Here is a 25,943-nt window from a genome sequence, read left to right on the forward strand (position 1 = left end):
GGCCACGACGATGAACGATCACGGGCACAGGGACGACCAGGGACGGGGCAACTCGGACCGGTCGGGCAGCCAGTGGTACGACAACGAGGCCGGGCCCCTGGTCCGCCCCTACGCGATGACCGGCGGGCGCACCTCACCCGGGCCCAGAGGGGTGCGTTTCGACCTGATCGCACTCGTCAAGCTCGACGACGCCGCGCCCGGCAAGGACGACGACACGGCGCTCGGCCCCGAGCACAGGGCGCTCATCGAGCTGTGCCGCACCGAGACGCAGTCGGTCGCCGAACTCGCCGCGGGCACCGACCTCCCCGTAGGGGTGGTCAGGGTGCTCCTGGGCGACCTTCTCGACATGGGTTGCGTCAAGGTCAGCCGGCCCGTGCCGCCCGCTCAGCTACCCGACGAAAAGATCTTGAGGGAAGTCATCGATGGCCTCCGAGCACTCTGAAGAGACGAACGCCGACAACTCCGCCCTGGCTCTGAAGATCCTGGTCGCGGGCGGGTTCGGGGTGGGCAAGACCACCCTGGTCGGCGCCGTGAGCGAGATCCGACCGCTGCGCACCGAGGAACTGCTCAGCGAGCTCGGCCAGCACGTGGACGACACCGGAGCCGTGGAGCGCAAGACCACGACGACCGTCGCCATGGACTTCGGCCGCATCACCATCCGCTCCGACCTCTCGCTCTACCTGTTCGGCACGCCGGGCCAGGACCGTTTCTGGTTCCTCTGGGACGAACTCTCGCAGGGCGCGCTGGGCGCCGTCGTCCTCGCGGACACCCGCCGGCTCGAGGACAGCTTCCCCGCCGTGGACTACTTCGAGCACCGCCACATCCCGTTCGTGGTGGCGGTCAACTGCTTCACGAACGCCCGTACTTACGGTGCCCTCGAGGTGTCGCGTGCTCTCGACCTGGACCGCGGGACACCCGTCGTGCTGTGCGACGCCCGTGACCGCGACTCGGGAAAGGAGGTGTTGATCCGGCTCGTCGAGTACGCCGGGCGGATGCACACCGCCCGGCTCCTCGACTCCGTGGGCTGAGTGCGCCGTAGTCAGTCGGCGAGCCCCGCCCGGAGGGGTGCGCCGTTGTCAGTCGGCGAGCCCCGCCCGGAGGGGTGCGCCGTTGTCAGTCGGCGAGTCCCGCGAGGGCCACGACCTTCTCGATCCGCACGCGCACCAGGAGCTCGCCGGGCACGCCGTTGCGCTCGCCGAACTCCTGGGCGCGGTCCTCGCCCATGTATCGCCCGCCGATCCTGGCGGCCGAGGCCCGCAACTGCCCCAGGTCCTCGATGAGTTCGGCGCGGCCCTCGATCACCGTGAAGGAGAACGGCGGCCGGTCGTCGTCCACGCACAGGGCCACCCGGTCGTCCCGGGCGAGATTGCGGCCCTTCACGGTGTCCTTGCCGGTGTTGAACAGGAGGTCCTCGCCGTCGAGGACGAACCAGACGGGCGCGATGTGCGGGCTGCCGTCGGGCCGTACGGTGGACAGCTTGGCGGTACGGGTCCCCTCGGAGACGAACGCCCGCCATTCCTCATCGGTCATCTTGTGTGCCATGGGGTCATCCTGCTTGCCGAGACGCCGGGCGTGGGGAAGGCTGGCGAGACAGATCCTCCGGGTAGGGGAGCGATCGGGAATGGGGGAGACGGGATCATGGCGGACAACGAGGGGCTCGGCTGGCTGCTGGACGACCTGACAGAGCGTGTCGAGCATGTGCGCCACGCCCTTGTCCTGTCCAACGACGGTCTGGTCACCGGAGCGAGCAGCGACCTCAGGCGTGAGGACGCCGAGCATCTGGCGGCCGTGTCGTCCGGTCTGCACAGCCTGGCCAAGGGATCCGGGAGGCACTTCGGTGCCGGTGGCGTCCGGCAGACGATGGTCGAGTTCGACGACGCCGTCCTTTTCGTGACGGCGGCGGGCGACGGCAGCTGCCTGTGCGTCCTCAGTTCGGCCGAGGCCGACATCGGCCAGGTCGCCTACGAGATGACGCTGCTCGTCAATCGGGTCGGCGAGCACCTCGGTGTGGGAGCCCGTCGAGCAGAAGGCTCCTGACCTGCGTAAACGTCAGGCCGATCAGAGTTATCCACAGGCTCGGCGGCGCGGGTGGGATTCGGGCTACGGTTTTTCCCGGGAGCGATCACGACTCACGGGGGAGATCAGACATGGGTGGCAACACCATCGCGACACCGGCCACGCGGGTACCCGCCGCCTCGCTCGCGCAGAGCAGGGCGGCTCGCGAACTGGGGCTGAAACGGGGCGAGTTCGAGCTGGCGGTACGACTCGGACGTGTTCGCACCGTACTGGCCCATGACGGCGGGCGCCGGCGCGTGGCCCGCGAGGAGATCGAGCGGGTGCGTGACACCGCGGGCTTCCCGGATTCGCTGCGGGAGCATGTCCGGGCCGTGGGGACCACGGAAGGCGCGGGCCTCATGGACATCACCACGGCCAGGTTCACCCGGCTCGCCCGCGCGGGAATGCTGACGCCGGTCCGCTTCTACCTCAACCGGTACCGAGCCGTGGTCTGGCTCTATCTCGCCGAAGAGCTGAGGGAGTTCGCGACGGCCGAGGTCAACGCACCGCTGATGACGGGGCGCGCACCCGACCGAATGCGCGCCCGCCTCGACGCGGGGATCGACCTACGGCCCCGGAACTGGCGGTCGCGGCACGCGGGCCACCTGCTCGGGCAGAGCGCGGACGCATGGGAGCGCGCCGCAGCCGTCGCGTCCCTCCTGGACCCGGTGACGGTCCTGGAACTCGTCAAGTGCCCGTACGAGCGCGGCTATCTGAACAAACTGCGGCCCGAGTCGACCGGACACGGGGCGCCCGACTCGCCATCGGCACGCATCGCCGAGCGGATCATGACAGCGGACGACCCGCACGAGATCAGCTGGCTCAGGGCGAGCCTGCTGCTCAGCCTGGCGGAGGCGCGACGCCTGCGGCCCGCGCCGCGACCGAACGCGGGAACTCCCGTCGCCGCGCACCAAGAACCACTCGCGCCGACCACGTACTCAAGTGGAGTGGCCCCGCCGGAGCCGGATGACGCGCCGACGGGAGGGGCGACCGGGACGGGCGAGCAGCGTCTGGTCGAGGCCGAGCCACCCCGCCCATCGCGCGGACTGTTCGGCTGGCTCCGCCGCAGAGGAGCCTGAACCGGGCCTGCGGAAGCGGCAGTTCGCAGGCGCGGGCCTACTCGACGGCGTGGAGACCTGTGGCGTCGAGGTCGGTGGCGTTGAGTTCCGTGGCGTCGAGGTCCTTGGCGTAGTGCTCGATGGCCGGCCGGTACGAGATGAGGTCCGGATCGCCGCTCGTCGCCGCGAGAACGGTCAGCAGCAGCCGCATCCCGTCGTGCGCGCGGCCCACGTTGTACAGGGCCATGGCCAGGAACGTCCGGAGGGCGTTGTCCTCCGGGAACTCGGTGACGCCGCCGCTCAGCGTGGCGACCGCCTCCGGGTAGCGGCCCAGAGTGCGGTACGTGCTGCCCAGACCGAGCAGAGCGCCACGCCGGTCGTCCGCACCCAGGCCGGAGCCGGCGAGTGCCCGCACGTAGTAGGGGACGGCATCCGCCTCGAGTCCGAGGGCGTCGTGGACCCAGGCAGTCTGGTACGCGATCTCGGCGTCGCCGGGAAACCGGGCGGACAGCTCGACGAGCCGCTCGCGGGCCTCTTCGCGCAGGCCGTCCTCGCGCAGCCGCACGGCCCGGGCGAGCGACGCGTCCCGGTCGGATCGGGTCACTCCCCGAGCTTCCGGAAGAGGCCCTCTTGCACCACGGACACGAGGAGGTGTCCATCGGCGTCGTAGATCCGGCCGCGCGCCAGACCGCGGCCGCCCGCCGCGATCGGCGACTCCTGGTCGTACAGGAACCACTCGTCCGCACGGAAGGGACGGTGGAACCACATGGCGTGGTCGAGCGAGGCCATGTCGAAACCGCGCTGCCCCCACAGCGGTTCCACGGGGATGCGCACGGCGTCGAGGAGGGTCATGTCGCTCGCGTACGTGAGAGCGCAGGTGTGCACGAGCGGGTCGTCGCCGAGGGGCCCGACCGCGCGCATCCACACCGCGCTGCGCGGCTCGGCGCTCTCGATGTCCTCGGGTGACCAGCGCAGCCGGTCCACGTACCGGATGTCGAAGGGCTGGCGCCGCGCCATGAGCTCCAACGTCTCGGGCAGCGCGCCCAGATGGGCTTTGACCTCGTCGGCGATCGTCGGCAGGGACTCCGGATCGGGAACCTCACGCGCCGGCGGCAGCTGGTGCTCGAAGCTCCCGTCCTCGGGCTTGTGGAAGGAGGCGGTCAGATTGAAGATCGTGCGGCCCTGCTGCACGGCGGTGACGCGGCGCGTCGTGAACGACCGGCCGTCGCGGACCCGTTCGACCTGGTACACGATGGGCACGCCGGGGCGGCCCGGACGCAGGAAGTACGCGTGCAGGGAGTGCACGGGCCGGTCGCCCTCGGTGGTGCGGCCCGCCGCGACGAGCGCCTGGCCGGCCACCTGGCCGCCGAAGACCCGCTGCAGAGACTCCTGCGGGCTGCGGCCCCGGAAGATGTTGACCTCGATCTGCTCCAGGTCGAGCAGGTCGACGAGCCGCTCAGCTGGGTTCGTCATGCGTTGTTCTCTCATCTCTGCGCCACGCTCCGAGTGCTGCGTCCGGGGTGCGCGACCGGGTCAGGGCCTACAGCTGGCCGACATCCGTGACACGGATGACCGCACGGCCCTCCGCGTCGGACGCCTCGAGATCGACCTCGGCGCTGATGCCCCAGTCGTGATCGCCGTTCGGATCGGCGAACGTCTGGCGCACCCGCCACAGGCCGTGCGCGGGGTCCTCCTCGATCTGCAGCAGCTTCGGCCCGCGGGCGTCGGGACCGGTGCCGAGATCTTCGTACTCGTCCCAGTACTTGTCCATGGCCTCGCCCCAGGCGTCCGCGTCCCAGCCCGCGTCGGCGTCCAGCTCGCCCAGTTCGTCGACGTTGTCGAGGGCGGCCAGCTCGACCCGTCGGAACATGGCGTTGCGGACGAGCACACGGAACGCGCGCGCGTTGGCCGTGACCGGCTTGACCTGGTCGGCCTTCTCCTGGGCCTCCTCGGCCGTCATGACCTCGGGGTTGGCGAGCTGCTCCCACTCGTCGAGGAGGCTGGAGTCGACCTGGCGGACCATCTCGCCCAGCCAGGCGATCAGGTCCTCGAGGTCCTCGGACTTGAGGTCGTCGGGGACCGTGTGCTCAAGCGTCTTGTACGCGCCGGCGAGGTAACGCAGCACGATGCCCTCGGTGCGGGCGAGCTCGTAGAAGGACACGAACTCCGTGAAGGTCATGGCCCGTTCGTACATGTCACGGATCACGGACTTCGGCGACAGCGGGTGGTCGCCCACCCACGGGTGGCTCCTGCGGTACACGTCGTACGCGTGGTAGAGCAGCTCGTCCAGGGGCTTCGGGTACGTGACGTCCTGGAGCCGCTCCATACGGTCCTCGTACTCGACGCCGTCGGACTTCATCGCCGCGACGGCCTCACCGCGCGCCTTGTTCTGCTGGGCGGCGAGGATCTGCCGCGGGTCGTCGAGTGTCGACTCCACGACGGACACCATGTCGAGCGCGTACGACGGCGAGTCCTTGTCAAGCAGGTCGAAGGAGGCGAGGGCGAACGTCGACAGCGGCTGGTTGAGCGCGAAGTCCTGCTGGAGATCGACCGTCAGGCGCACGATCCGGCCCGAGGAGTCGGGCTCGTCGAGCTTCTCCACGATGCCGCCGTCGAGGAGCGAGCGGTAGATGGCGATCGCGCGGCGGATGTGCCGCAGCTGCTGCTTGCGCGGCTCGTGGTTGTCCTCGAGGAGATGGCGCATGGCGGCGAAGGCGTTGCCGGGGCGGGCGATGACCGCGAGCAGCATCATGTGCGTCACCCGGAAGCGGGACGTCAGCGGCTCCGGAGCCGAGCCGATCAGCTTCTCGAAAGTGTTCTCGGACCAGGCGACGAAGCCCTCGGGCGCCTTCTTGCGGACCACCTTGCGGCGCTTCTTCGGGTCGTCCCCCGCCTTCGAGAGCGCCTTCTCGTTCTCGATGACGTGCTCGGGCGCCTGCGCCACGACGAGGCCCGCCGTGTCGAACCCGGCCCGCCCGGCCCGGCCCGCGATCTGGTGGAACTCCCGCGCGCGCAGCGTCCGTACCCGCGTCCCGTCGTACTTCGTCAGAGCGGTGAACAGTACGGTACGGATGGGCACGTTGACGCCCACGCCCAGCGTGTCCGTACCGCAGATGACCTTCAAGAGGCCGGCCTGCGCGAGCTTCTCCACCAAGCGCCGGTACTTGGGCAGCATGCCCGCGTGGTGCACCCCGATCCCGTGCCGCACGTAGCGCGACAGATTGCGGCCGAACTTGGTGGTGAAGCGGAAGCTGCCGATCAGGTCGGCGATCTTCTCCTTCTCCTCGCGCGTGCACATGTTGATGCTCATGAGTGCCTGCGCGCGCTCGACGGCCTGCGCCTGCGTGAAGTGCACGATGTAGACCGGGGCCTGCCGGGTGTCGAGCAGCTCGGTCAGCGTCTCCGTGAGCGGCGTGAGCCGGTACTCGTAGGAAAGGGGAACCGGACGCGTCGCGGAGCTGACAACGGACGTGGGGCGGCCGGTGCGCCGTGTCAGATCCTTCTCGAACATGGCGACGTCGCCGAGCGTCGCCGACATGAGGATGAACTGCGCCTGGGGGAGTTCGAGCAGGGGAATCTGCCAGGCCCAGCCGCGGTCGCCCTCCGCGTAGAAGTGGAACTCGTCCATCACGACCTGGCCGATGTCGGCCCGCGCCCCGTCGCGCAGCGCGATGGACGCGAGGATCTCCGCGGTGCAGCAGATCACGGGGGCGTCGGCGTTGACCGACGCGTCACCCGTCAGCATGCCGACGTTCTCCGTGCCGAAGAGCTTGCACAGCTCGAAGAACTTCTCGGAGACCAGCGCCTTGATCGGTGCCGTGTAGAAGGTGACCTCGTCCCGCGCGAGCGCCGCGAAGTGCGCACCGGCGGCGATCATGCTCTTGCCGGACCCGGTGGGCGTCGAGACGATCACGTTCGCCCCCGACACCACCTCGATCAGCGCCTCCTCCTGGTGGGGATAAAGGGTGATCCCGCGCTCCTCGGCCCACGACTCGAAAGCCTCATAGAGGGCGTCGGGGTCGGCGGTCTGCGGCAGCTGATCGATAAGGGTCACACACCCATCTTGCCTGCCTTCCGACCCGATCCGGCAATCGGTTGCCCGTACGAAGATCACGAAAGGTACGCTGTGGCGCCGACGGAGCGTCAAGACGCGGTGACCCGGGTGGGGACAACTGGGCACCTGCACAAGTGGAATGGGGCGGAACGCAGCCATGATGGGACCGGCACACTCGCTGTCAGGAGCAGCGGCCTGGCTGGGGGTGGGCGCGGCCGCGGCCGCCGCCGGGCACCCCATGCCCTGGCCCGTCGTGCTCGTCGGGGCACTGATCTGCGCGGGCGCAGCCCTCGCCCCCGACCTGGACCACAAGGCGGCCACCATCTCGCGGGCCTTCGGCCCCGTGTCGCGCGGCCTGTGCGAGATCGTCGACAAGCTGTCGTACGCGGTCTACAAGGCGACCCGTATGAAGGGCGACCCTCGCCGTTCCGGCGGACACCGCACCCTCACGCACACCTGGCTGTGGGCGGTCCTCATCGGAGCCGGCGCCTCGGCCGCGGCGATCTACGGCGGGCGCTGGGCGGTCCTCGCCCTCCTCTTCGTCCACATGGTGCTCGCCATCGAAGGCCTGCTGTGGCGGGCGGCACGCGGCTCCAGCAGCGACGTCCTGGTGTGGCTGCTCGCCGGGACCAGCGCCTGGATACTCGCCGGAATCCTCGACAAGCCGGGCAACGGGTCGGACTGGCTGTTCACGCAGCCCGGCCAGGAGTACCTGTGGCTGGGTCTGCCCATCGTCCTGGGCGCCCTGGTGCACGACATCGGGGACGCGCTCACGGTCTCCGGCTGCCCGGTCCTGTGGCCCATCCCCATCGGCCGCAAGCGCTGGTACCCGATCGGTCCGCCCAAGATGATGCGCTTCCGCGCGGGCAGCTGGGTCGAGCTCAAGGTGCTGATGCCGGTGTTCATGCTGCTCGGCGGAGTGGGGTGCGCGGCCGCGCTCAACGTCATCTGAGCCGCCGCGCACGCCCAGTCCTGCCCGGGCGGTCACCCGTGCCAGGACCGCCACAACGCGGCGTACGCGCCGTCGGCCGCGACCAACTGGTCGTGACTGCCGAGCTCCCTGATCCGGCCCTCCTCCACCACGGCGATCACATCCGCATCATGAGCCGTGTGCAGCCGGTGGGCGATCGCGACGACCGTGCGGCCGTCAAGGACCCTGCCGAGCGAACGCTCCAGGTTCCTGGCCGCCCGAGGATCGAGCAGCGAGGTCGCCTCGTCCAGGACCAGGGTGTGCGGATCGGCGAGGACGAGGCGTGCCAGGGCGATCTGCTGAGCCTGCGCCGGGGTCAGCGCCACCGCGCCCGAGCCGACCTCGGTGTCGAGGCCTCCGTCGAGCGCCCGCGCCCAGCCCTCCGCGTCGACCGCGCCGAGAGCCGCCCACAGCTCGGCGTCCTCGGCCCCGGTGCGCGCGAGCCGCAGATTGTCACGCAGGGAGCCGACGAACACGTGGTGCTCCTGGTTGACCAGCGCCACATGCGAGCGCACGCGCTCGGCGGGCATCCGGGAGAGCTCGGCGCCGCCCAGCGTGACCTGCCCGGTGCGCGGCGCGTAGATCCCGGCGAGCAGCCGGCCGAGCGTGGACTTGCCCGCTCCGGACGGACCGACCAGCGCGAGCCGCGTCCCGGGCCGCACGTCGAGGGACACCTGGCGCAGGACGTCCACGCCCGCCCGGTACCCGAAGTGGACGTCGTCGGCCTGCACGTGCCGGCCGTCCGGCGCCACCGAGGCGTCGCCCGCGTCCGGCTCGATGTCCCTGACGCCCACGAGCCGGGCCAGCGACACCTGGGCGACCTGGAGCTCGTCGTACCAGCGAAGGATCAGGCCCAGCGGGTCGACCAGCATCTGGGCGATGAGCGCGCCCGTGGTCAGCTGCCCGACGCCGATCCATCCCTGGAGTGCGAAGACACCGCCGATCAGGAGCACCGAGCACAGCACCGTCACATGGGTGGCGTTGATGACCGGGAAGAACACCGACCGCAGATAGAGCGTGTAGCGCTCCCACGCCGTCCACTCCTTGACCCGCCGGTCGGACATGGCCACGCGGCGGTCGCCGAGCCGGTGGGCCTCGATGGTGCGCCCGGCGTCGACGGTCTCCGCGAGGGCCGCGGCCACCGCGGCGTAGCCGGCGGCCTCCGAGCGGTAGGCGGACGGGGCCCGCTTGAAGTACCAGCGGCAGCCGACGACAAGCAGCGGCACCGCGACGAGGACCGCCGGTGCCAGAGGCGGCGCGGTCACGGCGAGACCGCCGAGGAGGAGCCCCACCCACACGACGCCGATGGACAGCTGGGGAACGGCCTCGCGCATCGCGTTGGCGAGCCGGTCGATGTCGGTGGTGATACGGGAAAGGAGGTCACCGGTGCCGGCCCGTTCGAGCACGCCGGGCGGCAGGCCGACCGCTCGTACGAGGAAGTCCTCGCGCAGGTCCGCCAGCATCCGCTCGCCGAGCATCGCGCCCCGCAGCCGCACCTGCCGCACGAACACGGCCTGGAGGACGAGCGCGACGACGAACACGGCGATGGTGCTGCCCAGGTGTTCCACATGCAGCCGGTCCGTGCCGTCGGAGACGTCCTGGACCAGGGCGCCGAGCAGATAGGGGCCGACCATCGACGCCACGACGGCGATGGTGTTCACGCCGATGAGCAGCAGGAACGCGCGGCGGTGCCGCTGGTACAGCTCGCGGACGTAGGACCGCACGGTCGCCGGGGCGCCGACGGGCAGGGTGTTCGCCGTGGTCGGGGCCGCCGGGTCGTAGGCCGGTGCCGCCAGGCCGATCATGCCGTCTCCTCGATCTCGGTGAGTTCTTCGATGCCGGCGTCGCCGAGGCCCGGTTCGCCGTGCGGAGAGGTGCCGGCGTTCCGGGACAGTGCCGCCGACGCCGCCTCCTCGTCGGTCTCGCGGGTCACGACGGCCCGGTACCGGGGCTCGGTGAGCACCAGCTCCCGGTGCTCACCGACCGCCGCGACCGTGCCCTCGTGGACCAGGACGACTCGATCCGCGCGGTCGAGCAGCAGCGGTGACGAGGTGAGTACGACGGTCGTACGCCCGCTACGCAGCGCCCGTAGGCCCTCGGCGATCCTGGCCTCGGTGTGGGAGTCGACGGCGGACGTCGGCTCGTCGAGGACCAGTGCCTCCGGGTCGGTGACCAGGGACCGCGCAAGAGCGAGCCGCTGCCGCTGGCCTCCGGAGAGGGAACGGCCGCGCTCGGTGATCCGCGCGTTCATCGGGTCGTCGTCGAGGGACGCCTGCGAGAGGGCGTCCAGCACATCGGCGCACTGTGCCGCGGCCAGCGCCTCCGCGGGACGCACGGATCCCGAGGACGGGACGTCGAGCAGTTCGGCGAGCGTGCCCGACAGCAGTACGGGGTCCTTGTCCTGGACGAGCACGGCGGTGCGGGCTGTGTCGAGCGGCAGCTCGTCGAGCGGCACCCCGCCGAGCAGCACGGAGGGCAGCGCGGTGACGGGCGTTGCCGCCTTGGCGGGGTCGCTTCCGGAGCCGGAATGCGAATCCGAGCCGGACCCTGACCCGTCACCCGAAGCCGAAGCCGAAGCCGAAGCCGAAGCCGAAGCCGATGCCGATGCCGATGCCGAACGGGTCCCCGTGTCCGCGTCCGTGGGGTGTCCCCCGAGTCGGTCCGCGAGTCGGCCCGCGAGGTCCGGGTCGCCGCACACCACGGCGGTGAGCCGGCCCGCGGGGGCCAGCAGCCCCGTCACCGGGTCGTACAGGTCACCGGCCGGTGCCTCGGCGGCGCGGAGTCCGCCCGGCTCCGTGACCCGTTCGAGGGAGAGGACGCGCGCCGCGCGCTGGGCCGAGGGGCGCGAGAAGGAGTACGCCATGGCGATCTCCTCGAAGTGCCGCAACGGGTAGTTGAGGATCATCACGGCGCTGTACACGGTGACGAGTTCACCGACGGTGATCCGGCCCTGGCGGGCCAGTTCGATGCCGTACCAGACGACCGCGATCAGCAGCAGGCCCGGCAGCAGCACCTGGACCGCGGAGATCAGGGACCACATGCGCGCGCTGCGCACGGCGGCCGTACGGACCTCCTGCGAGGCGCGGCGGTAGCGGTCGAGGAACAGTTCCTCACCGCCGATGCCGCGCAGGACACGCAGTCCCGCGACGGTGTCCGAGGCGAGTTCCGTGGCGCGGCCCGCCTTCTCGCGCTGTTGGTCGGCGCGGCGGGTGGCGCGAGGGAGGAGCGGCAGGACGGCGAGCGCGAGGACCGGCATGCCGACGGCGACGACGATGCCGAGCGCCGGCTGGTAGAGGACGAGCCCGACGCAGACCACGACGACGGTGAGCGCGGCGGCGGCGAAACGCGACAGCGCCTCGACGAACCAGCCGATCTTCTCGACGTCGCCCGTGGAGACGGCGACGACCTCACCGGCGGCGACCCGCCGGGTCAGCGCGGCACCCAGGGCCGCCGTCCTGCGGGCGAGGAGTTGCTGGACCCGGGCGGCCGCGGTGATCCAGTTGGTGACCGCCGTCCGGTGCAGCATCGTGTCGCCGAGGGCCAGCGCGGCGCCGAGGAGCAGGATGAGGCCGCCCGCGAGGGTGAGCCGTGAGCCTGAGCCGTCGACCACGGCCTGCACCGCGAAGCCGACGCCGTAGGGAAGGGAGGCGACGGACAGGAAGTGCAGGAGTCCCCAGTAGAGGGACTTGAGCTGGCCGCCGAGCTGATTCCGGCCGAGCCAGAGCAGGAAACGGGGGCCGGAGCGGGCGTCTGGCAGGCCCGGGTCGGGATACGGAAGATCGTGGATCTGCATGGTGTCCCAGGGCTTGGAAGGGGAGTGCGAAGTCGGGGGTACGGACGGAACAAACCGTGCAAGGTTCGCGGGATTCAGGCACCGGAGGCAAACGGTTTTCCGCCGTGGGGCCAAGTTTCGGCCCGTGTTCGACGCCGGGGGCAGGGCCGGTCGGGGGCACCTGGTGCGTGGTGCGACCATGGACCGCATGCGTAACGCGGGTACGGTTCGAACGGCGGTCGCTGCGGCGGCCTGCAGCGTCCTTCTCATGACCCTGTCCGCCTGCGGCGGTTCGAGCGGGGGTGACGGGACCGAGCGCAAGGCCGCGTCGGGCGGCGACTCCCGGCAGGAGGACCGCCCGGCCGTCGACCTGAAGCGCATTCCCGACGTCGGGGACCAGCTCCAGTCGAAGATCCCGCAGAACGCGGGACAGGTCGTCGCGGTCTACGGCGACGGCAAGAACTCGGGTGACTCGACCGTCGTGCTCTACACGAAGTCCGGTTCCACCTGGGACAAGACGCGCAGCTGGCCCGCCCACAACGGCAAGAAGGGCTGGACCGCCGACCACCGCGAGGGCGACAAGCGAAGCCCCATAGGAGTGTTCACGCTCACCGACGCGGGCGGTGTGCTCGCCGACCCGGGCGCGAAGCTGCCCTACACGCAGGCCGCGTCGTTCCAGGCCCCGCACTACTGGGCCAAGTCGCACTGGCACGACTTCGACTACGTCATCGCCATCGACTACAACCGCGTGAAGGGCACCGCGCCGAACGACCCGACCCGGCCCCAGGGGCAGACCAAGGGCGGCAGCATCTGGCTCCACATGGACCACGGCAGCGGCACATCGGCATGCGTGAGCCTGTCGAAGTCCGGCATGGAGTACCTGCTGCGCACGATCGACCCCACGCAGCACCCGGTCGTGGTCATGGGCGACAAGGCGTCACTGAAGGGCTGAAGAGCTGAAGGGCTGAAGGGCTGGCGCGTCGCCCGGCATTGGCACGGGCTGTTGCGGGGGCCGCGTCCGCCCCGTACAACACCCCTCATGAGAAGACGCGTCATGTCCATGCTGGCCGCGGTGGCCCTCGCGGCCACAGTCCTCGTCGGCCAGGCCACCGCCGCCTCCGCCGAAGCCCATCCCGCCGAGGCCTCCGCCGACAGCCATCCCGCCGCACCCCAACCCGCCGCCCCGCCAACGGAGTTCGGCACCGACTGGCACGACCCGATCACCGCCACGCCATCGGTGGCCAAGCCCGCCACCAAGTCCTGCCGCGTGACGCTCGCGGAGACCGAGTTCCGTGACTTCACGCCCTACAAGGGCAGTTACACCCCGCCCAAGGGTTGCGGCGACCGGTGGAGCAAGGTTGTCCTGCGCCTCGAAGGCAAGGTCAAGGGGCGGCAGTTCGACCGTCTCGGCTATCTGCACATAGGTGGCGTCGAAGTCCTGCGCACCTCCACCCCCGAGCCCTCGCCCGACGGCATCGCCTGGAATGTGGAGAAGGACGTCACCCGCTACAGCGACACCCTGCGGGCCGACCAGCCGGTCGAGATGCTCATAGGCAACGTTGTCGACGAGACGTACACCGGCGTCATCGAGGTCAAGGCCACCCTCACCTTCTACGCCGCCGAGCCGCACGCGAAGCGTCAGCCCGCCACGGACACCCCCGACCGTGTACTCACCCTCGACCAGGGCAGACTCACCACCCCGCGCAACAGCGAGCGCATCGTCGCCGAGGTGTACGCCACCGGATCGGGCGGCGGCTGCGAGGAGTTCTGGTACCTGGCGGTGCCGAACGAGGTCCCGTACTCGTGCAAGGCGGACGGCGGCCCGTACCGTGAGGTGCAGATCTCCGTGGACGGCCAACTCGCGGGCATCGCCTCGCCGTTCCCGAACGTCTGGACGGGAGGCTGGTCCAACCCCTTCCTCTGGTACGTGATTCCGGCCCCCGGAGCCTTCGACGTCCGGCCCCTGCAGTACGACCTGACGCCGTTCGCCGGACTCCTCGACGACGGCCGTCCGCACCAGGTCGACGTCTCCGTCGTGGGTGTCCCGAAGGGCCAGAGCGGCTGGAGCGCCCCGGTCAACGTGCTCGTCTGGCAGGACGGCGGGAGTGCGCGCGTCACCGGCGCGCTGACCGGCCACAAGGAGAGCGAGCCGGACAGCTCGACGACGTACACGCCCGGCACGGACGAGCACCGTCTCGACGCGAAGGGCGGGCACAGGCTGACGGTGTCCGGCTACGTGAACACCTCGCACGGCCGCGTCGCCACCACCGTCACCCGCGATCTCACCAGCACGTCCACGCACCGATGGACCGACGGCGAGAACGACGACGCCCTGAAGGGGACTTGGACCGACCGCCAGACCGTCGTCTCCGGCCGTAACACCCTTCGTACGAACCGGACCTACACGATGGACGGCGCCACCACGCTCGACACGGACAACCGGCTGCGGACCGTGATCGAACTCGGCGACCGGGCGGAGGCGGGACGGGGCACGGGCGCGGGCCGCACGGCGTGGACGGTGCTCGACGACAGCTACACGGGCGACGCCTCGTACACGGCGAACGTTCCGCGCGACGAACGGCACGCTGTCGGCACCAGCCGTGAGCGATACCGTCTGACCAGCCCCGACGGTTGTTACGACCGCGAGCTGGCCACGGCGCAGGGCGCGCTGACGGTGGACCGCAGGCGCTGCTGAGGGGCACGGTCAGGCACGGGCGCTCAGGCCTTGGAGCAATATCCAAGATTTAGGCCGATGTGACATCGGGGTCTTCTACGAGAGCCGCCACTCCGACATAGTGACGCTTCGCGGAACAGATATTGGAATCTAGTTTCCGCATAGCAGAATCCGCACAAGTCACTGACATTGCTCCGGAGGAATGCCCCGTGCCGCAGTCCGTACCGTCCCTGCCGCGACGCGCCGCACGCGTACTACGCACCTCGTTGTTCGCGCAGGTCGCCTGCGCACTCGTGATCGGAGTCGTCGTCGGACGGCTGTGGCCCCACGCGGGCACAGCCGTCCAACCGCTCGGCGACGGCTTCGTACGTCTCATCAAGGCGATGATCGCGCCCCTTGTCTTCTGCGTGGTCGTCGCCGGAATCACCAAGGCCGGAGACCTCAAGGCCTTCGGCCGCATCGGACTCAAGGCCCTTCTCTGGTTCGAGGTGGCGACGACCGTCGCCCTCGTCGTAGGACTGCTCGCCGGAAACCTGGCCGGCCCCGGCGTCGGCATGAACGTCGACCCATCCAAGCTGGACGCCTCCGCCGTGGCGGACAAGACCGGTGGCGGCTCCCTCCCGTCGACCGGCGACTTCATCCTGCACTCGCTCCCCGACAGCGCGGTCGGCGCCTTCGCCGAGAACTCGCTGCTCCAAGTGCTCGTACTCGCCTGCCTCGTGGGCGCCGCGCTGCTGCATCTCGGCAACACCAAGGTCCCCGCGATCCTGCCCGCCATCGAGCAGGGCCAGGAAGTTGTCTTCGCCGTCGTCGGCTTCATCATGAAGCTGGCCCCGCTCGCCGTGTTCGGGGCGACGGCGCACCTGGTGGGGGAGTACGGCCTCGGCGCCCTGTCGACGTACGGCAAGCTCATCGGGGTCTGCTACGCCGTCGCCGTGGTCTTCCTCGTACTCCTCGGCCTCGCCATGAAGGCGGTCACCGGACTGAGCCTGTGGAAGTTCGTCCGCTACACGCGCGAGGAACTGCTCCTCGCGCTCGGCACCGCCTCCAGTGAGACGGTCATGCCCCGCATGATGCAGAAGCTGCGCCACGCCGGCTGCCGCGACGACGCGGTGGGCCTGGTCCTGCCGACGGGGTACTCGTTCAACCTCGACGGGGCGTCGATCTATCTCTCCATCGGTACGTTGTTCATCGCGCAGGCCGTCGGCGTGGACCTCTCGCTCGGCCAGCAGATCACCGTGGTGATCGTTCTGATGCTCACCAGCAAGGGCATGGCGGGGGTGCCCGGTTCGGCCTTCCTCGCCCTGTCGGCCACGGCGTCGGCACTCGGGGTCATCCCGGCGGGTGCCGTCGCCCTGCTGCTCGGCGTCGACCGCATCATGGACGCCATGCGCGTCTCGACCAACCTGCTCGGCAACTGCGTGGCCGTCTTCGTGGTCTCCCGCTGGGAGGGCGCGCTCGACATGACCAAGGCCAAGAAGGTGCTGGGCGGCGAGATCCCGTTCGTACCGGAAGAGGACCGCGACGAGCCGGTCAAGTCGCCGGAACTCGCGAAGCCCCAGGACTCCAAATCCGCCGCGAAGCCGGTGGGGTGAGCCCGAGCGGGGGCCCGGCACACGCGCGCCCGTGTGCCGGGCCCCCGCGCCGTCAGGCCCCCTCGGGCTTCTCGGAATCCACCCCAGGCCGCGCCTTCTTCCACATCCCGCGCGTGAAGTCGGGGATCGCCTGAGGCGCACCCTTCGCCTTGATGGACAAGTGGCTCAGCGGCACCGGAGACGTCCACGTAGCGGCGTCGTACACGTCGAAGTCCGGTACCAGACCCACCCGCAGACACTGCATCAGACGGAACACCATGATGTAGTCCATGCCGCCGTGGCCGCCCGGCGGGTTCGAGTGCTCCTTCCACAGCCAGTGGTCGAAGTCGGTGTACTTGGAGAAGTCACCCCAGGAGTCATTCGTGTGGTCCGGCTCTATATAGATCCGCTCCGGGTAGTCCTCGAACACACCTTTCGTGCCGCCGAGGTTGTTGATCCGCGAGTAGGGGTGGGGCGTGGACACATCGTGTTCGAGCCGAATGACGCGCCCCTTCGCCGTCTGGACCAGGCTGATGGTGCGGTCGGACTCGATGTACGTCTCCTTCCAGCTCGGGTCACCCTTCGGCATGTGGGCCTCGCGGTACTGGGCGAGGCCCAGCGAGGGCGTTCCGAAGCTGGAGATGTGCGTGACGCGGTCACCGCGGTTGATGTCCATGTAGTTGGCGACCGGGCCGAAGCCGTGGTTGGGGTACAGATCGCCGCGCAGCCGCGTGTGCCACAGGCGCCGCCACGGCCCCTCGTAGTAGTCGGGGTCGAACATCAGGCCGCGCAGGTCGTGGTTGTAGGCGCCCGCTCCGTGCAGCAGGTCGCCGAACTTGCCGGCGTGCGCCATCCGCAGGACTCGCATCTCGTTCCTGCCGTAGCAGCAGTTCTCCAGCTGCATGCAGTGCCTGCGGGTGCGCTCGGAGAGATCGACCAACTCCCAGAGCTGGTCGAGCTGGAGTGCGATCGGACACTCCACGCCAACATGCTTGCCGTTCAGCATCGCCGTCTTCGCCATCTCGAAGTGCCAGTCCCAGGGCGTCGCCGCGTACACGAAGTCGATGTCGCCCCGCTTGCACAGGTTCTCGAAGTCGTGATCGCCCTTGGTGTACGTCGCCGGGGCGGGCTGCCCCGCGGCTGTCACCTTGGCCGCCGCACGCGCGGTCTTGTCCTTCACCGGGTCGCAGAGCGCGACCACTTGGACCCCAGGGATCGCCAGGAACAGATCGATCATGCTGCCGCCACGGTTGCCGAGCCCGATGATGCCGACCCGCACGGTGGAACGCCCCTCGAAGGGCACGCCGACCATGGTCTCGCCCTTCCGGGCCGGAGCCTCGGCGGCCGTCGCCCCGGCCCCGCCGCGCCCGGCCTCGGCCTGCCCGTCGGCGGCCTGCGCCACGCCACCGGTGAACGCGCCGAGTCCGAGCCCCGCCCCGGCGATGCCGGCCGTCCTCAGGACGGACCTGCGGGACTGCCCGGCGCTGTCGTCTTCGAAATGCTCGGGGTGCTCGTGGCTCGCGTCGGGTGCCGGTGTCGCGTTGTCGTCGTGCATCGGACCTCCATCGATGGGTGGGTGCGCTGCAAGCGCTAGCCACCCTGGAGGGGACGACACCGGGGCGCAAGGGACAGAAGTGGTCAGGGAGTTGGACTTTCTTTACGGACTCTTTGGGACTCATGGGTAGCGGGGAGGCGTCCGCGCTCTCACGCATCCCGCGTGGCGACATGCTTCACTGCCGCCTCATCGGGGGATCCTGACCGCCGCGTTCGCCGCCGCGCAGCTTGCCGCGGTCCCCGCCCATGGGCGGGGACCCTGTCCACGAGCGTGGCCGTCAACTTGACCTGGCCCTGAAGGACCGGGTTTGGAGGTAGGTCCCCAACTGGCTGTCGGGTGGGCTCCTCCGTCCAGACACCCCTTATGGGGTGGCAGGGGCGCGTGACTCACGCCCCGCATTCCACACAGCTACACCACGGGAGGCGATGTTGTGGGAAGCATTGCGGTCAGCGTGCGCAACGACGCCGCAGCCCCGGCAGATGAACAGGCCCTGGTCCACACGGTTACGCCGGTCGACGTGCTCGCACTCGCAGCACATCTGCGACGTGTACGCCGGATCGACGAACACCAGCGGGACGCCCGCCCGGCGGGCCTTGTAGACGATGAATTCCCCGAGCTGGGCAAAGGCCCAGGAGTGGAGTGCGACCCGTTGGGGCTTGCGGAGCCGTACCCTCTGCCGGATTCCCTTGAGTTCTTCCAGGGAGATCCCGGCCGAGGTGCGTTCAGCCTCGGTCACGATCGTCTTGGCGATGACGTGGTTGGTGTTCTTCACATGCCGCTGCTCGCGGCGGGAGCGCTCCTTGAGCCTGCGTTTGGCGGACTTGGTGCGCTTTCTCTGGAGTTTGGCCCGCAAGACGAGTTGCCGCTTGCGGTAGCGGTTGAGGCCGCGTCCGGCGGCCTGGTAGCCGGTGGAGGTGGTGGCGATGTTGACGATGCCCAGGTCCACGCCGACAAACCCGTCCGGCTCGTAGGTTTCGGCTTCGGGCACGTCGCAGGTGGCGATCAGATAGAAGACGCCGTCTCGTTCGATCAGGTCCGACTCGCCCCGCCGGTGGTCCTGGAGCGTCTTGAGCGCGTCGGTGGAGCAGGCGAACCGGATACCCCGAAGGCGTTTGCTGGTGGTCCAGATGGACACCGTCTGTGCGTCCAACTGCCAGGACAGACATCGGTCATCGAAGGGCTGCGCTGCGTCTGGCCGGAACGAGATGGGCTTGGACTCGGCTTTGCGGCGGCGCTTGGTGCCTTCCTTGCCGAGGTTCCCCGCCCGCACGTTCGCCTTGAGCGTGGTGTAGGAGTCGCGCACCTTTTTGATCACGTGCTGCGCTGCCTGCGCGCCGAGGCCACGGGCTTTGAGTTCGGCGTAGGTGTGCTTGCGCAGCTCGTACTCACGCGGCACACCGTGCTCGAACGCCACCACCGACACCCAGTTCGCGGCGTCGTTGCACGCTGTCAGGGTCGCCGACAGCGCGGCGGCCTGCTCGGCCTCCGGGATCAGCTTCACCTGCACCACGATCTTCACCGGGCCAACCTAACGGAGGGCACTGACAACAGTGCAGATCCATACACACGTGCAGGTCAGAGCAGCGCAGAGAAGCGATTCCTCCCGGGCGCAAACGCCCGGGGGCCCACGCTAGATCACGCTGGAATCTGGATCCACGCCCCTGCGGGCGCACGGCCGGAATGTGGCGACAGGTCCTTCAAGTCGGTATCCATGCGCCTCCGGGCGGACGACGCGAACGCGGCGCGACAGACCCTAGGGACGCGTCGCGTGCTCCAGCTCCACGATCACGGAGTAGTAGCTGCGGCCCGTCGCGTGATCCATGCCCACCTCGCACATCCGGTTCGCCGACAGATGCGCGTCGAAGCCACGGGCGGTCACCTCGGCCGCCTCCTTGCGGGTGGCCGACTCGGTGAGTTCCTTGTGGAGCATGCCCCGGTCGCCTGCGAAGGCACAGCACCCCGCGTCGTCCGGGACGACGACCTCGTCGGCGCACGCCTCGGCGACGGCCCGCAACTGTGCCACATCGCCCAGGTGTTCCATGGAACACGTCGGATGAAGGACCGCCGAACCGACCGTCCGGTGCACCGTCAGGTGCGGCAACAGCTCGTCCGCCGCCCACACGATCGAGTCGACGATCTTGAGTTCCTTGTGCAACTCCCTGTTGTCGTCCGTCAGATAGGGGACGACCTCATGGGCGATGCCGAGCGTGCACGACGAGGCGTCGACGACGAGCGGCAGTCTGCCGCCGGCGGTCCAGCCCCAGGCCGCCTCGACGATCCGGTTCGCCATGACGGTGTTGCCCTCGTCGTAGCCCTTCGAGTGCCAGATCGTGGCGCAGCATGTCCCCGCGACATCGTCCGGAATCCAGACCGACCGCCCCGCGCGCGCGGAGACGGCGACCATGGCCTGCGCGAGGGACACGTCCCCCGGGGTGCCGAAGATGCGGTTGACGCAGGCCGGGTAGTAGACCGCGGCGGCCCCCACGCGCGCGGTGCGCGGCAGCTTCCGGGCGGCGGCAGCGGGGATCTCGGGCAGCCACTCCGGTACGAGGTCGGGGCGGACGGCCTTGCGGGCGGCCTGGGTCACGGAGGTCAGGAGCCGGTCGCCGATCTTTCCGGCGGCCGCCACGGCGAGCCGCGCCGACGCCTCCACGACCTTGAAGTTCTTCGCCGTGAACGCGGCCACCTTCTCCTCGCGCGGGGTGTGCCGCGCGTGCCGGAACTCCTTCATGAAGGCGCCCGTGTCGATGCCGACCGGGCACGCCAGCTTGCAGGTCGAGTCGCCCGCGCACGTGTCCACCGCGTCGTACCCGTACGCCTCGACGAGACCGTCCTCGACCGGCGAACCGGACGGCTGGCGCATCATCTCGCGGCGCAGGACGATCCGTTGGCGGGGCGTGGTCGTCAGGTCCTCGCTGGGGCACGTCGGTTCACAGAAGCCGCACTCGATGCACGGGTCGGCGATCAGCTCCACCTTGGGGATCGTCTTGAGGCCGCGCAGATGGGCCTTGGGATCGCGGTCGAGGACGATACGCGGCGCGAGGACGCCGTCCGGGTCGATGACCTGCTTGGTGCGCCACATCAACTCCGTGGCCTTCGCGCCCCATTCGAGCTCCAGGAACGGCGCGATGTTGCGCCCCGTGGCGTGCTCGGCCTTGAGGGAACCGTCGAAGCGCTCGACGGTGAGGCGGCAGAACTCGTCCATGAACGCCGCGTACCGCTCGACGTCCTCGGGCCTGCCCGCGTCGAAGGCGAGCAGGAAGTGCAGATTGCCGTGCGCCGCATGACCGGCGACGGCGGCGTCGAAGCCGTGCCGCGTCTGGAGTTCGAGGAGCGCCTCGCACGCCTCGGCCAGGCGTGACGGCGGCACCGCGAAGTCCTCGGTGATCAGCGTCGTCCCGGAGGGGCGTGATCCGCCGACCGCCGTCACGAACGCCTTGCGGGCCTTCCAGTAGCCACCGATCGTCTTCGCGTCCCGCGTGAACGCGTTGGTCACCGAGGCCACGGGCGCCACCAGTTCGAGCCTGTCCAGCACCTCGGCGGCCGCCGCCTCGTAACGCTCCTGGGCGTGCTCGTCCGGGGCGCGGAACTCCACCAGGAGCGCCGTCGTCGACTTGGGCAGGCGCGCCCAGTCGGCGGGCACCCCCTCCACACGCACCGAGGCCCGCAGCGTATTGCCGTCCATCACCTCGACGGCGATCGCGCCCGCCTCGTTGAACAGCGGGACCGCCGCTGCCGCCGCGGGCAGCGAGGGGAAGAACAGCAGCGCCGTGGACACCTTCCGGTCGAGGGGCAGCGTGTCGAAGACGACCTCGGAGATGAAGCCGAACGTCCCCTCGGACCCCACCATGAGGCCGCGCAGGATCTCCACCGGGGTCGCGCCGTCCAGGAACGCGTCCAGGCGGTAGCCGTTGGTGTTCTTGATCTCGTACTTGGCGCGGATACGGGCGACGAGCTCCGCGTCGGCCTCGATCTCGCGCTTGATCTCCAACAGGCCCACGCACAGGGCCGGTTCCGCGTGCTCGAGCAGCGCGTCCGCGTCGGGGTCGGCCGTGTCCACCACGGTGCCCGAGGGCAGCACGAAGGTGAGCGAGGCGACTGTCCGGTACGAGTTCCTGGTGGTGCCCGCCGTCATGCCCGAGGCGTTGTTCGCGACGACCCCGCCGATGGTGCAGGCGATCGCGCTGGCCGGGTCCGGGCCGAGCACGCGCCCGTGCCGCGCGAGCGTCATGTTGGCACGTACGACCGTCGTGCCCGGGCCGATCCTGGCCCGCTCGCCGTCACCGATGACCTCGACGCCTGCCCAGTGCTTGCGGACGTCCACGAGGATGTCCTCGCCCTGTGCCTGCCCGTTCAGCGAGGTGCCCGCCGCGCGGAAGACCACCTCGCGGCCCTTGCCGTGTGCGTACGACAGGATGGCCGACACGTCGTCGATGTCCTCGGCGACCACCACGACCTGGGGCACGAAACGGTAGGGACTCGCGTCGGACGCGTACCGCACGAGGTCGGAGATGTGTGTGAGGACCTTGTCCGTCCCCAGGAGCCCGGACAGCTCGGAGCGCAGCGGCTCGGGGGTCCCGCCGGCCTGCGCGTCCGGCACCCGGTCGGGCGCCGGGCCTCCCGCGTGCGGTCCCGGGCGCAGCGCTTGCGGCTTCGGCTCCAGCAGGGGCATGCCTCTCCAACCTCTCCTCGGCCGCTGTCGGCCCGGGGCTAACAGCGGTGGTCGTACGGTGTCTCGAACAGCGCGTTCAGCAGGACGCCCAGCTGGGCGCGCTGGTCGGGGCTCAATGGAGCCAGGATGTCCTCTGCGGCGGTCCTGCGCGCGCTGCGCAGCTCACGCAGCGCCTTGCGGCCCTGTTCGGTGAGCTCGATGCGGATCACCCTGCGGTTGGTGGGATCGGGCACCCGGCGCACCAGGTCGGCCGTCTCCAGGCCGTCGACCAGGGTCGTCACGGCGCGGGGCACGACTTCGAGGCGCTCGGCGAGGTCGGCCATGCGCGGCGGTGTGTCGTAGTGCACGAGGGTGCGCAGGAGCCGGGACTGGGCGGGCGTGATCCCGACCGGCTCCAGATAGCGCTTCTGGATCCGCTGCAGCCGCCGGGTCAGCCGGAGCAGCTGTTCCGCGAGAAGGCCGTCGGCGTCCGGGGTACTCATGTGCGGAACAATATCAGGACCTTGTGCATTGTGAGTATAGGTAACAATGAGCTATGCTCCCTGAGACCTTGAATCGCCACTCGTAGGAGGCTCATGCATCACGACGAACCCGGCTGGACGCCGTCGCCCTCCGACACCACGTCGCCGGAGCCGCGGCAGATGCGCCGCATCCTGGCCCTCTTCCGTCCCTACCGCGCCCGCCTCGCGCTGGTCGGCCTGCTCGTCGGCGCCGCCTCGCTGGTCTCGGTCGCCACGCCCTTCCTGCTCAAGGAGATCCTCGACACCGCGATCCCGCAAGGGCGCACGGGCCTGCTGAGCCTGCTCGCCCTGGGCATGATCCTCAGCGCCGTCATGACCAGCATCTTCGGCGTCCTGCAGACCCTGATCTCCACGACGGTCGGCCAGCGCGTCATGCACGACCTGCGCACCGCCGTGTATGGCCGGCTCCAGCGCATGTCGCTCGCCTTCTTCACCAGGACCCGCACGGGCGAGGTCCAGTCCCGCATCGCCAACGACATCGGTGGCATGCAGGCGACGGTCACCTCCACCGCCACGTCCCTGGTCTCGAACCTCACGAGTGTGGTCGCCACCATTGTGGCGATGGTCGCGCTCGACTGGCGGCTCACGGCCGTCTCGCTCCTCCTGCTGCCCGTCTTCGTGTGGATCAGCCGCCGTGTCGGCCGCGAGCGCAAGAAGATCACCACGGAACGCCAGAAGCAGATGGCCGCGATGGCCGCCACGGTCACCGAGTCCCTCTCCGTGAGCGGTATCCTCCTCGGCCGCACCATGGGCCGCGCCGACTCGCTCACCCGGTCGTTCGCCGACGAGTCCGAGCAGCTCGTCGGGCTCGAGGTCCGGTCGAACATGGCGGGGCGCTGGCGCATGGCCGTCATCACGATCGTCATGGCCGCCATGCCCGCCGTCATCTACTGGGTCGCGGGCGTCGCGCTCCAGTTCGGCGGTCCCTCGGTCTCGATCGGCACCCTGGTCGCTTTCGTCTCGCTCCAGCAGGGCCTGTTCCGGCCGACCGTGAGCCTGCTCGCCACCGGCGTCCAGATTCAGACCTCGCTGGCGCTCTTCCAGCGCATCTTCGAGTACCTCGACCTGCCGATCGACATCACCGAGCCCGAGAAGCCCGTCCGCCTCGACACGATCAAGGGCGAAGTCCGCTTCGAGGACGTCGAGTTCCGATACGACGCCCCCGACGGCAAGAGCGCGGCGATACTCGACGGGATCGACGTCACCGTCCCCGCGGGCGGCAGCCTGGCCGTCGTCGGCCCCACCGGTTCCGGCAAGTCCACGCTGAGTTACCTGGTGCCGCGTCTGTACGACGTCACCGGCGGCCGCGTCACTCTCGACGGAGTGGACGTGCGTGACCTGGACTTCGACACCCTGGCGAGGGCCGTCGGAGTCGTCTCCCAGGAGACGTACCTCTTCCACGCCTCCGTCGCGGAGAACCTCCGCTTCGCCAAGCCCGACGCCACGGAGGAGGAGCTGCACGCGGCGGCCAGGGCGGCCCAGATCCACGAGCACATCGCCTCCCTGCCCGACGGGTACGACACCGTCGTCGGCGAGCGCGGCCACCGGTTCTCCGGCGGCGAGAAGCAGCGCCTGGCCATCGCCCGCACGATCCTGCGCGACCCACCGATCCTCATCCTCGACGAGGCGACGAGCGCACTGGACACCCGCACCGAGTTCGCCGTGCAGGAGGCCATCGACGCGCTGTCGGCCAACCGCACGACCGTGACCATCGCCCACCGGCTCTCCACGATCCGGAGCGCCGACCAGATCGTCGTTCTCGACGGCGGGCAGGTGGCCGAGCGCGGCACCCATGAGGAGCTTCTGGAGCGGGACGGCCGCTATGCCGCCCTGGTCCGCAGAGACTCCCAACTGGAGCCCGCACGCTAGGCAGTGGACGGGCCCGCGGGTGACGTCGGGCCGCGCGGGGGCGTCCCGTTCGGGGTGTCACACGGCGACCGGCGCCTCGGCCAGCAGGCGCTTGATGTCCCGTACGGCCGCGCGTCCCGCGCGGTTGGCGCCGATCGTGCTGGCCGAAGGTCCGTAGCCCACCAGATGGATCCGCGGATCGGCGACCACCCGGGTGTCCTCGGCCTGGATGCCGCCGCCGGGACCGCGCAGCTTCAGTGGTGCCAGATGCTCGATCGCGGGCCGGAAGCCCGTGGCCCACAGGATGACGTCCGCGTCGACCCGCCGGCCGTCGTCCCACTCCACGCCGGACGGCGTGATCCGGTCGAACATGGGCAGCCGGTCGAGCACACCGTCGGCGCGTGCCTGCCGGATCGCGTCGTTCAGCGGCAGCCCCGTCACCGACACCACGCTCTGCGGGGGCAGCCCCGCCCGGACCCGCTCGTCGACCAGGGCGACGGCCGCGCGGCCGAGGTTCTCGTCGAAGGGGCCCTCGTTGTAGACGGGCGGCCGGCGCGTCACCCAGGTCGTCGCGGCAGCGTAGGGCGCGATCTCCATCAGGTGCTGCGTCCCGGAGGCGCCGCCGCCCACCACGATCACCCGCTGTCCGCGGAACGCCTCGGGGCCCGGGTAGATCGCGGTGTGGAGCTGACGCCCGAGGAACGTCTCCTGTCCCGGGTAGCGCGGCCAGAACGGCCGGTCCCAGGTCCCCGTCGCATTGATCAGCGCCCGCGTCGACCACGTTCCGTCGGACGTCTCGACGAGCAGCCTCCCGCCGTCCCCTTCCCGCACGGCACGCACATCGACGGGACGCCGCACCCGCAGGTCGAACGTCGCCTCGTACGAGGCGAAGTACGCCGCGATCACCTCCGACGACGGCCGGGCCGGGTCCGCGCCGGTCAGTTCCAAGCCCGGCAGCGCGTGCATGCCGTGCACCTTGCCGTACGTCAGCGAAGGCCAGCGGAACTGCCAGGCGCCGCCGGGGCGAGGGGAGTGGTCGAGCACGACGAAGTCCCGCTCCGGCTCGAAGCCGGCCCGGCGCAGGTGATAGGCGCTGGACAGTCCTGCCTGTCCAGCGCCTATGACGACCACGTCGACCTCGCGTACGTCCGCCGAGTCCCGCACCCCGATATCGTTCACGCTTCTACTAA

General features: G+C 70.0%; 20 protein-coding genes. 9 read left to right on the forward strand and 11 right to left on the reverse strand.

Annotation, left to right across the window (positions count from 1 at the left end):
- Nucleotides 1-10 precede the first annotated feature (10 nt).
- Nucleotides 11-442 carry a DUF742 domain-containing protein gene (locus OG758_RS39195; protein ID WP_326714206.1) on the forward strand — a complete coding sequence of 144 codons (432 nt, stop codon included), beginning with the start codon at nucleotides 11-13 and terminating at the stop codon, nucleotides 440-442.
- Nucleotides 423-1,028 carry a GTP-binding protein gene (locus OG758_RS39200; RefSeq protein ID WP_326714207.1) on the forward strand — a complete coding sequence of 202 codons (606 nt, stop codon included), beginning with the start codon at nucleotides 423-425 and terminating at the stop codon, nucleotides 1,026-1,028. Before OG758_RS39195 ends, OG758_RS39200 begins: the two co-directional genes overlap by 20 nt.
- 85 nt (nucleotides 1,029-1,113) lie before the next feature.
- On the opposite strand, the gene OG758_RS39205 is transcribed toward OG758_RS39200, so the two are convergent.
- Complete coding sequence (locus OG758_RS39205) at nucleotides 1,114-1,542, reverse strand: PPOX class F420-dependent oxidoreductase (RefSeq protein WP_326714208.1); 429 nt, start codon at nucleotides 1,540-1,542, stop codon at nucleotides 1,114-1,116.
- Between the two features lie 96 nt (nucleotides 1,543-1,638).
- Between OG758_RS39205 and OG758_RS39210 the strand changes: the two genes are divergently transcribed.
- Nucleotides 1,639-2,037: a roadblock/LC7 domain-containing protein gene (locus OG758_RS39210; protein ID WP_116500198.1), complete on the forward strand. Its 399-nt coding sequence runs from the start codon at nucleotides 1,639-1,641 to the stop codon at nucleotides 2,035-2,037.
- Between the two features lie 110 nt (nucleotides 2,038-2,147).
- A complete protein-coding gene (locus tag OG758_RS39215; RefSeq protein WP_326714209.1) occupies nucleotides 2,148-3,134 on the forward strand; it encodes a DUF6397 family protein in 987 nt (328 codons plus the stop codon).
- Between the two features lie 37 nt (nucleotides 3,135-3,171).
- Here OG758_RS39215 and OG758_RS39220 read toward each other — a convergent pair whose 3' ends face one another.
- The 3 genes from OG758_RS39220 to OG758_RS39230 all read right to left on the reverse strand — a co-directional run bounded on the left by OG758_RS39220 (nucleotide 3,172) and on the right by OG758_RS39230 (nucleotide 7,167).
- Nucleotides 3,172-3,717, reverse strand: a complete 546-nt coding sequence (locus OG758_RS39220; protein WP_326714210.1) for a tetratricopeptide repeat protein — start codon at nucleotides 3,715-3,717, stop codon at nucleotides 3,172-3,174.
- Entirely contained in the window at nucleotides 3,714-4,586 is an 873-nt protein-coding gene (locus OG758_RS39225) for an acyl-CoA thioesterase (protein WP_326714211.1), read from the reverse strand. Before OG758_RS39225 ends, OG758_RS39220 begins: the two co-directional genes overlap by 4 nt.
- A gap of 67 nt (nucleotides 4,587-4,653) precedes the next feature.
- On the reverse strand, nucleotides 4,654-7,167 hold the full coding sequence (locus tag OG758_RS39230; protein ID WP_326714212.1) for a DEAD/DEAH box helicase: 2,514 nt from the start codon (nucleotides 7,165-7,167) through the stop codon (nucleotides 4,654-4,656).
- 157 nt (nucleotides 7,168-7,324) lie between these two features.
- On the opposite strand from OG758_RS39230, the gene OG758_RS39235 reads away from it, so the two are divergent.
- A complete protein-coding gene (locus OG758_RS39235) occupies nucleotides 7,325-8,119 on the forward strand; it encodes a metal-dependent hydrolase (protein WP_326714213.1) in 795 nt (264 codons plus the stop codon).
- 32 nt (nucleotides 8,120-8,151) lie between these two features.
- Here the strand turns inward: OG758_RS39235 and OG758_RS39240 are convergent, their stop codons facing one another.
- The gene (locus OG758_RS39240) at nucleotides 8,152-9,942 is read right to left on the reverse strand and encodes an ABC transporter ATP-binding protein (protein ID WP_326714214.1); all 1,791 of its coding nucleotides are present in this window, start codon (nucleotides 9,940-9,942) and stop codon (nucleotides 8,152-8,154) included.
- A complete protein-coding gene (locus tag OG758_RS39245) occupies nucleotides 9,939-11,930 on the reverse strand; it encodes an ABC transporter ATP-binding protein (RefSeq protein ID WP_326714215.1) in 1,992 nt (663 codons plus the stop codon). The genes OG758_RS39240 and OG758_RS39245 overlap by 4 nt, the downstream gene beginning before the upstream one ends.
- A 187-nt stretch (nucleotides 11,931-12,117) precedes the next feature.
- Here OG758_RS39245 and OG758_RS39250 point away from each other — a divergent pair, with 187 nt between their 5' ends.
- The 3 genes from OG758_RS39250 (at nucleotide 12,118) to OG758_RS39260 (ending at nucleotide 16,178) form a co-directional block, all read left to right on the forward strand.
- The gene (locus OG758_RS39250) at nucleotides 12,118-12,861 is read left to right on the forward strand and encodes a L,D-transpeptidase family protein (protein WP_326714216.1); all 744 of its coding nucleotides are present in this window, start codon (nucleotides 12,118-12,120) and stop codon (nucleotides 12,859-12,861) included.
- Between the two features lie 87 nt (nucleotides 12,862-12,948).
- Nucleotides 12,949-14,604 (forward strand): peptide-N4-asparagine amidase, encoded by a 1,656-nt coding sequence (locus OG758_RS39255; protein ID WP_326714217.1) that lies wholly within the window; start codon nucleotides 12,949-12,951, stop codon nucleotides 14,602-14,604.
- Nucleotides 14,605-14,792: 188 nt separating this feature from the next.
- Nucleotides 14,793-16,178, forward strand: a complete 1,386-nt coding sequence (locus tag OG758_RS39260) for a cation:dicarboxylate symporter family transporter (RefSeq protein ID WP_326714218.1) — start codon at nucleotides 14,793-14,795, stop codon at nucleotides 16,176-16,178.
- Between the two features lie 52 nt (nucleotides 16,179-16,230).
- Here the strand turns inward: OG758_RS39260 and OG758_RS39265 are convergent, their stop codons facing one another.
- The 4 genes from OG758_RS39265 to OG758_RS39280 all read right to left on the reverse strand — a co-directional run bounded on the left by OG758_RS39265 (nucleotide 16,231) and on the right by OG758_RS39280 (nucleotide 22,866).
- Nucleotides 16,231-17,712, reverse strand: a complete 1,482-nt coding sequence (locus OG758_RS39265; protein ID WP_326714219.1) for a Gfo/Idh/MocA family protein — start codon at nucleotides 17,710-17,712, stop codon at nucleotides 16,231-16,233.
- A gap of 361 nt (nucleotides 17,713-18,073) precedes the next feature.
- Nucleotides 18,074-19,231 carry an RNA-guided endonuclease InsQ/TnpB family protein gene (locus OG758_RS39270; RefSeq protein ID WP_326714220.1) on the reverse strand — a complete coding sequence of 386 codons (1,158 nt, stop codon included), beginning with the start codon at nucleotides 19,229-19,231 and terminating at the stop codon, nucleotides 18,074-18,076.
- A gap of 234 nt (nucleotides 19,232-19,465) precedes the next feature.
- The gene (locus OG758_RS39275) at nucleotides 19,466-22,384 is read right to left on the reverse strand and encodes an FAD-binding and (Fe-S)-binding domain-containing protein (RefSeq protein ID WP_326714221.1); all 2,919 of its coding nucleotides are present in this window, start codon (nucleotides 22,382-22,384) and stop codon (nucleotides 19,466-19,468) included.
- Nucleotides 22,385-22,422: 38 nt separating this feature from the next.
- A complete protein-coding gene (locus OG758_RS39280) occupies nucleotides 22,423-22,866 on the reverse strand; it encodes a MarR family winged helix-turn-helix transcriptional regulator (RefSeq protein WP_266667935.1) in 444 nt (147 codons plus the stop codon).
- A gap of 93 nt (nucleotides 22,867-22,959) precedes the next feature.
- Here OG758_RS39280 and OG758_RS39285 point away from each other — a divergent pair, with 93 nt between their 5' ends.
- The gene (locus OG758_RS39285) at nucleotides 22,960-24,774 is read left to right on the forward strand and encodes an ABC transporter ATP-binding protein (RefSeq protein WP_326714222.1); all 1,815 of its coding nucleotides are present in this window, start codon (nucleotides 22,960-22,962) and stop codon (nucleotides 24,772-24,774) included.
- A gap of 57 nt (nucleotides 24,775-24,831) precedes the next feature.
- Here OG758_RS39285 and OG758_RS39290 read toward each other — a convergent pair whose 3' ends face one another.
- Complete coding sequence (locus OG758_RS39290) at nucleotides 24,832-25,932, reverse strand: NAD(P)-binding domain-containing protein (RefSeq protein ID WP_326714223.1); 1,101 nt, start codon at nucleotides 25,930-25,932, stop codon at nucleotides 24,832-24,834.
- Between the last annotated feature and the right edge of the window lie 11 nt (nucleotides 25,933-25,943).

It is taken from the genome of Streptomyces sp. NBC_01474 (assembly GCF_035918215.1).
In the GTDB taxonomy this organism is placed as follows: domain Bacteria; phylum Actinomycetota; class Actinomycetes; order Streptomycetales; family Streptomycetaceae; genus Streptomyces; species Streptomyces aureus.

Excerpts from the sequence above, each read along its gene's own strand:
- OG758_RS39285 (WP_326714222.1), top strand. The coding sequence starts at position 22,960 with ATGCATCACGACGAACCCGGCTGGACGCCGTCGCCCTCCGACACCACG.
- OG758_RS39240 (WP_326714214.1), bottom strand. The coding sequence starts at position 9,942 with ATGATCGGCCTGGCGGCACCGGCCTACGACCCGGCGGCCCCGACCACG.
- OG758_RS39265 (WP_326714219.1), bottom strand. The coding sequence starts at position 17,712 with ATGCACGACGACAACGCGACACCGGCACCCGACGCGAGCCACGAGCAC.
- OG758_RS39235 (WP_326714213.1), top strand. The coding sequence starts at position 7,325 with ATGATGGGACCGGCACACTCGCTGTCAGGAGCAGCGGCCTGGCTGGGG.
- OG758_RS39195 (WP_326714206.1), top strand. The coding sequence starts at position 11 with ATGAACGATCACGGGCACAGGGACGACCAGGGACGGGGCAACTCGGAC.
- OG758_RS39245 (WP_326714215.1), bottom strand. The coding sequence starts at position 11,930 with ATGCAGATCCACGATCTTCCGTATCCCGACCCGGGCCTGCCAGACGCC.
- OG758_RS39210 (WP_116500198.1), top strand. The coding sequence starts at position 1,639 with ATGGCGGACAACGAGGGGCTCGGCTGGCTGCTGGACGACCTGACAGAG.
- OG758_RS39225 (WP_326714211.1), bottom strand. The coding sequence starts at position 4,586 with ATGACGAACCCAGCTGAGCGGCTCGTCGACCTGCTCGACCTGGAGCAG.
- OG758_RS39200 (WP_326714207.1), top strand. The coding sequence starts at position 423 with ATGGCCTCCGAGCACTCTGAAGAGACGAACGCCGACAACTCCGCCCTG.
- OG758_RS39275 (WP_326714221.1), bottom strand. The coding sequence starts at position 22,384 with ATGCCCCTGCTGGAGCCGAAGCCGCAAGCGCTGCGCCCGGGACCGCAC.
- OG758_RS39255 (WP_326714217.1), top strand. The coding sequence starts at position 12,949 with ATGAGAAGACGCGTCATGTCCATGCTGGCCGCGGTGGCCCTCGCGGCC.
- OG758_RS39250 (WP_326714216.1), top strand. The coding sequence starts at position 12,118 with ATGCGTAACGCGGGTACGGTTCGAACGGCGGTCGCTGCGGCGGCCTGC.
- OG758_RS39205 (WP_326714208.1), bottom strand. The coding sequence starts at position 1,542 with ATGGCACACAAGATGACCGATGAGGAATGGCGGGCGTTCGTCTCCGAG.
- OG758_RS39215 (WP_326714209.1), top strand. The coding sequence starts at position 2,148 with ATGGGTGGCAACACCATCGCGACACCGGCCACGCGGGTACCCGCCGCC.
- OG758_RS39280 (WP_266667935.1), bottom strand. The coding sequence starts at position 22,866 with ATGAGTACCCCGGACGCCGACGGCCTTCTCGCGGAACAGCTGCTCCGG.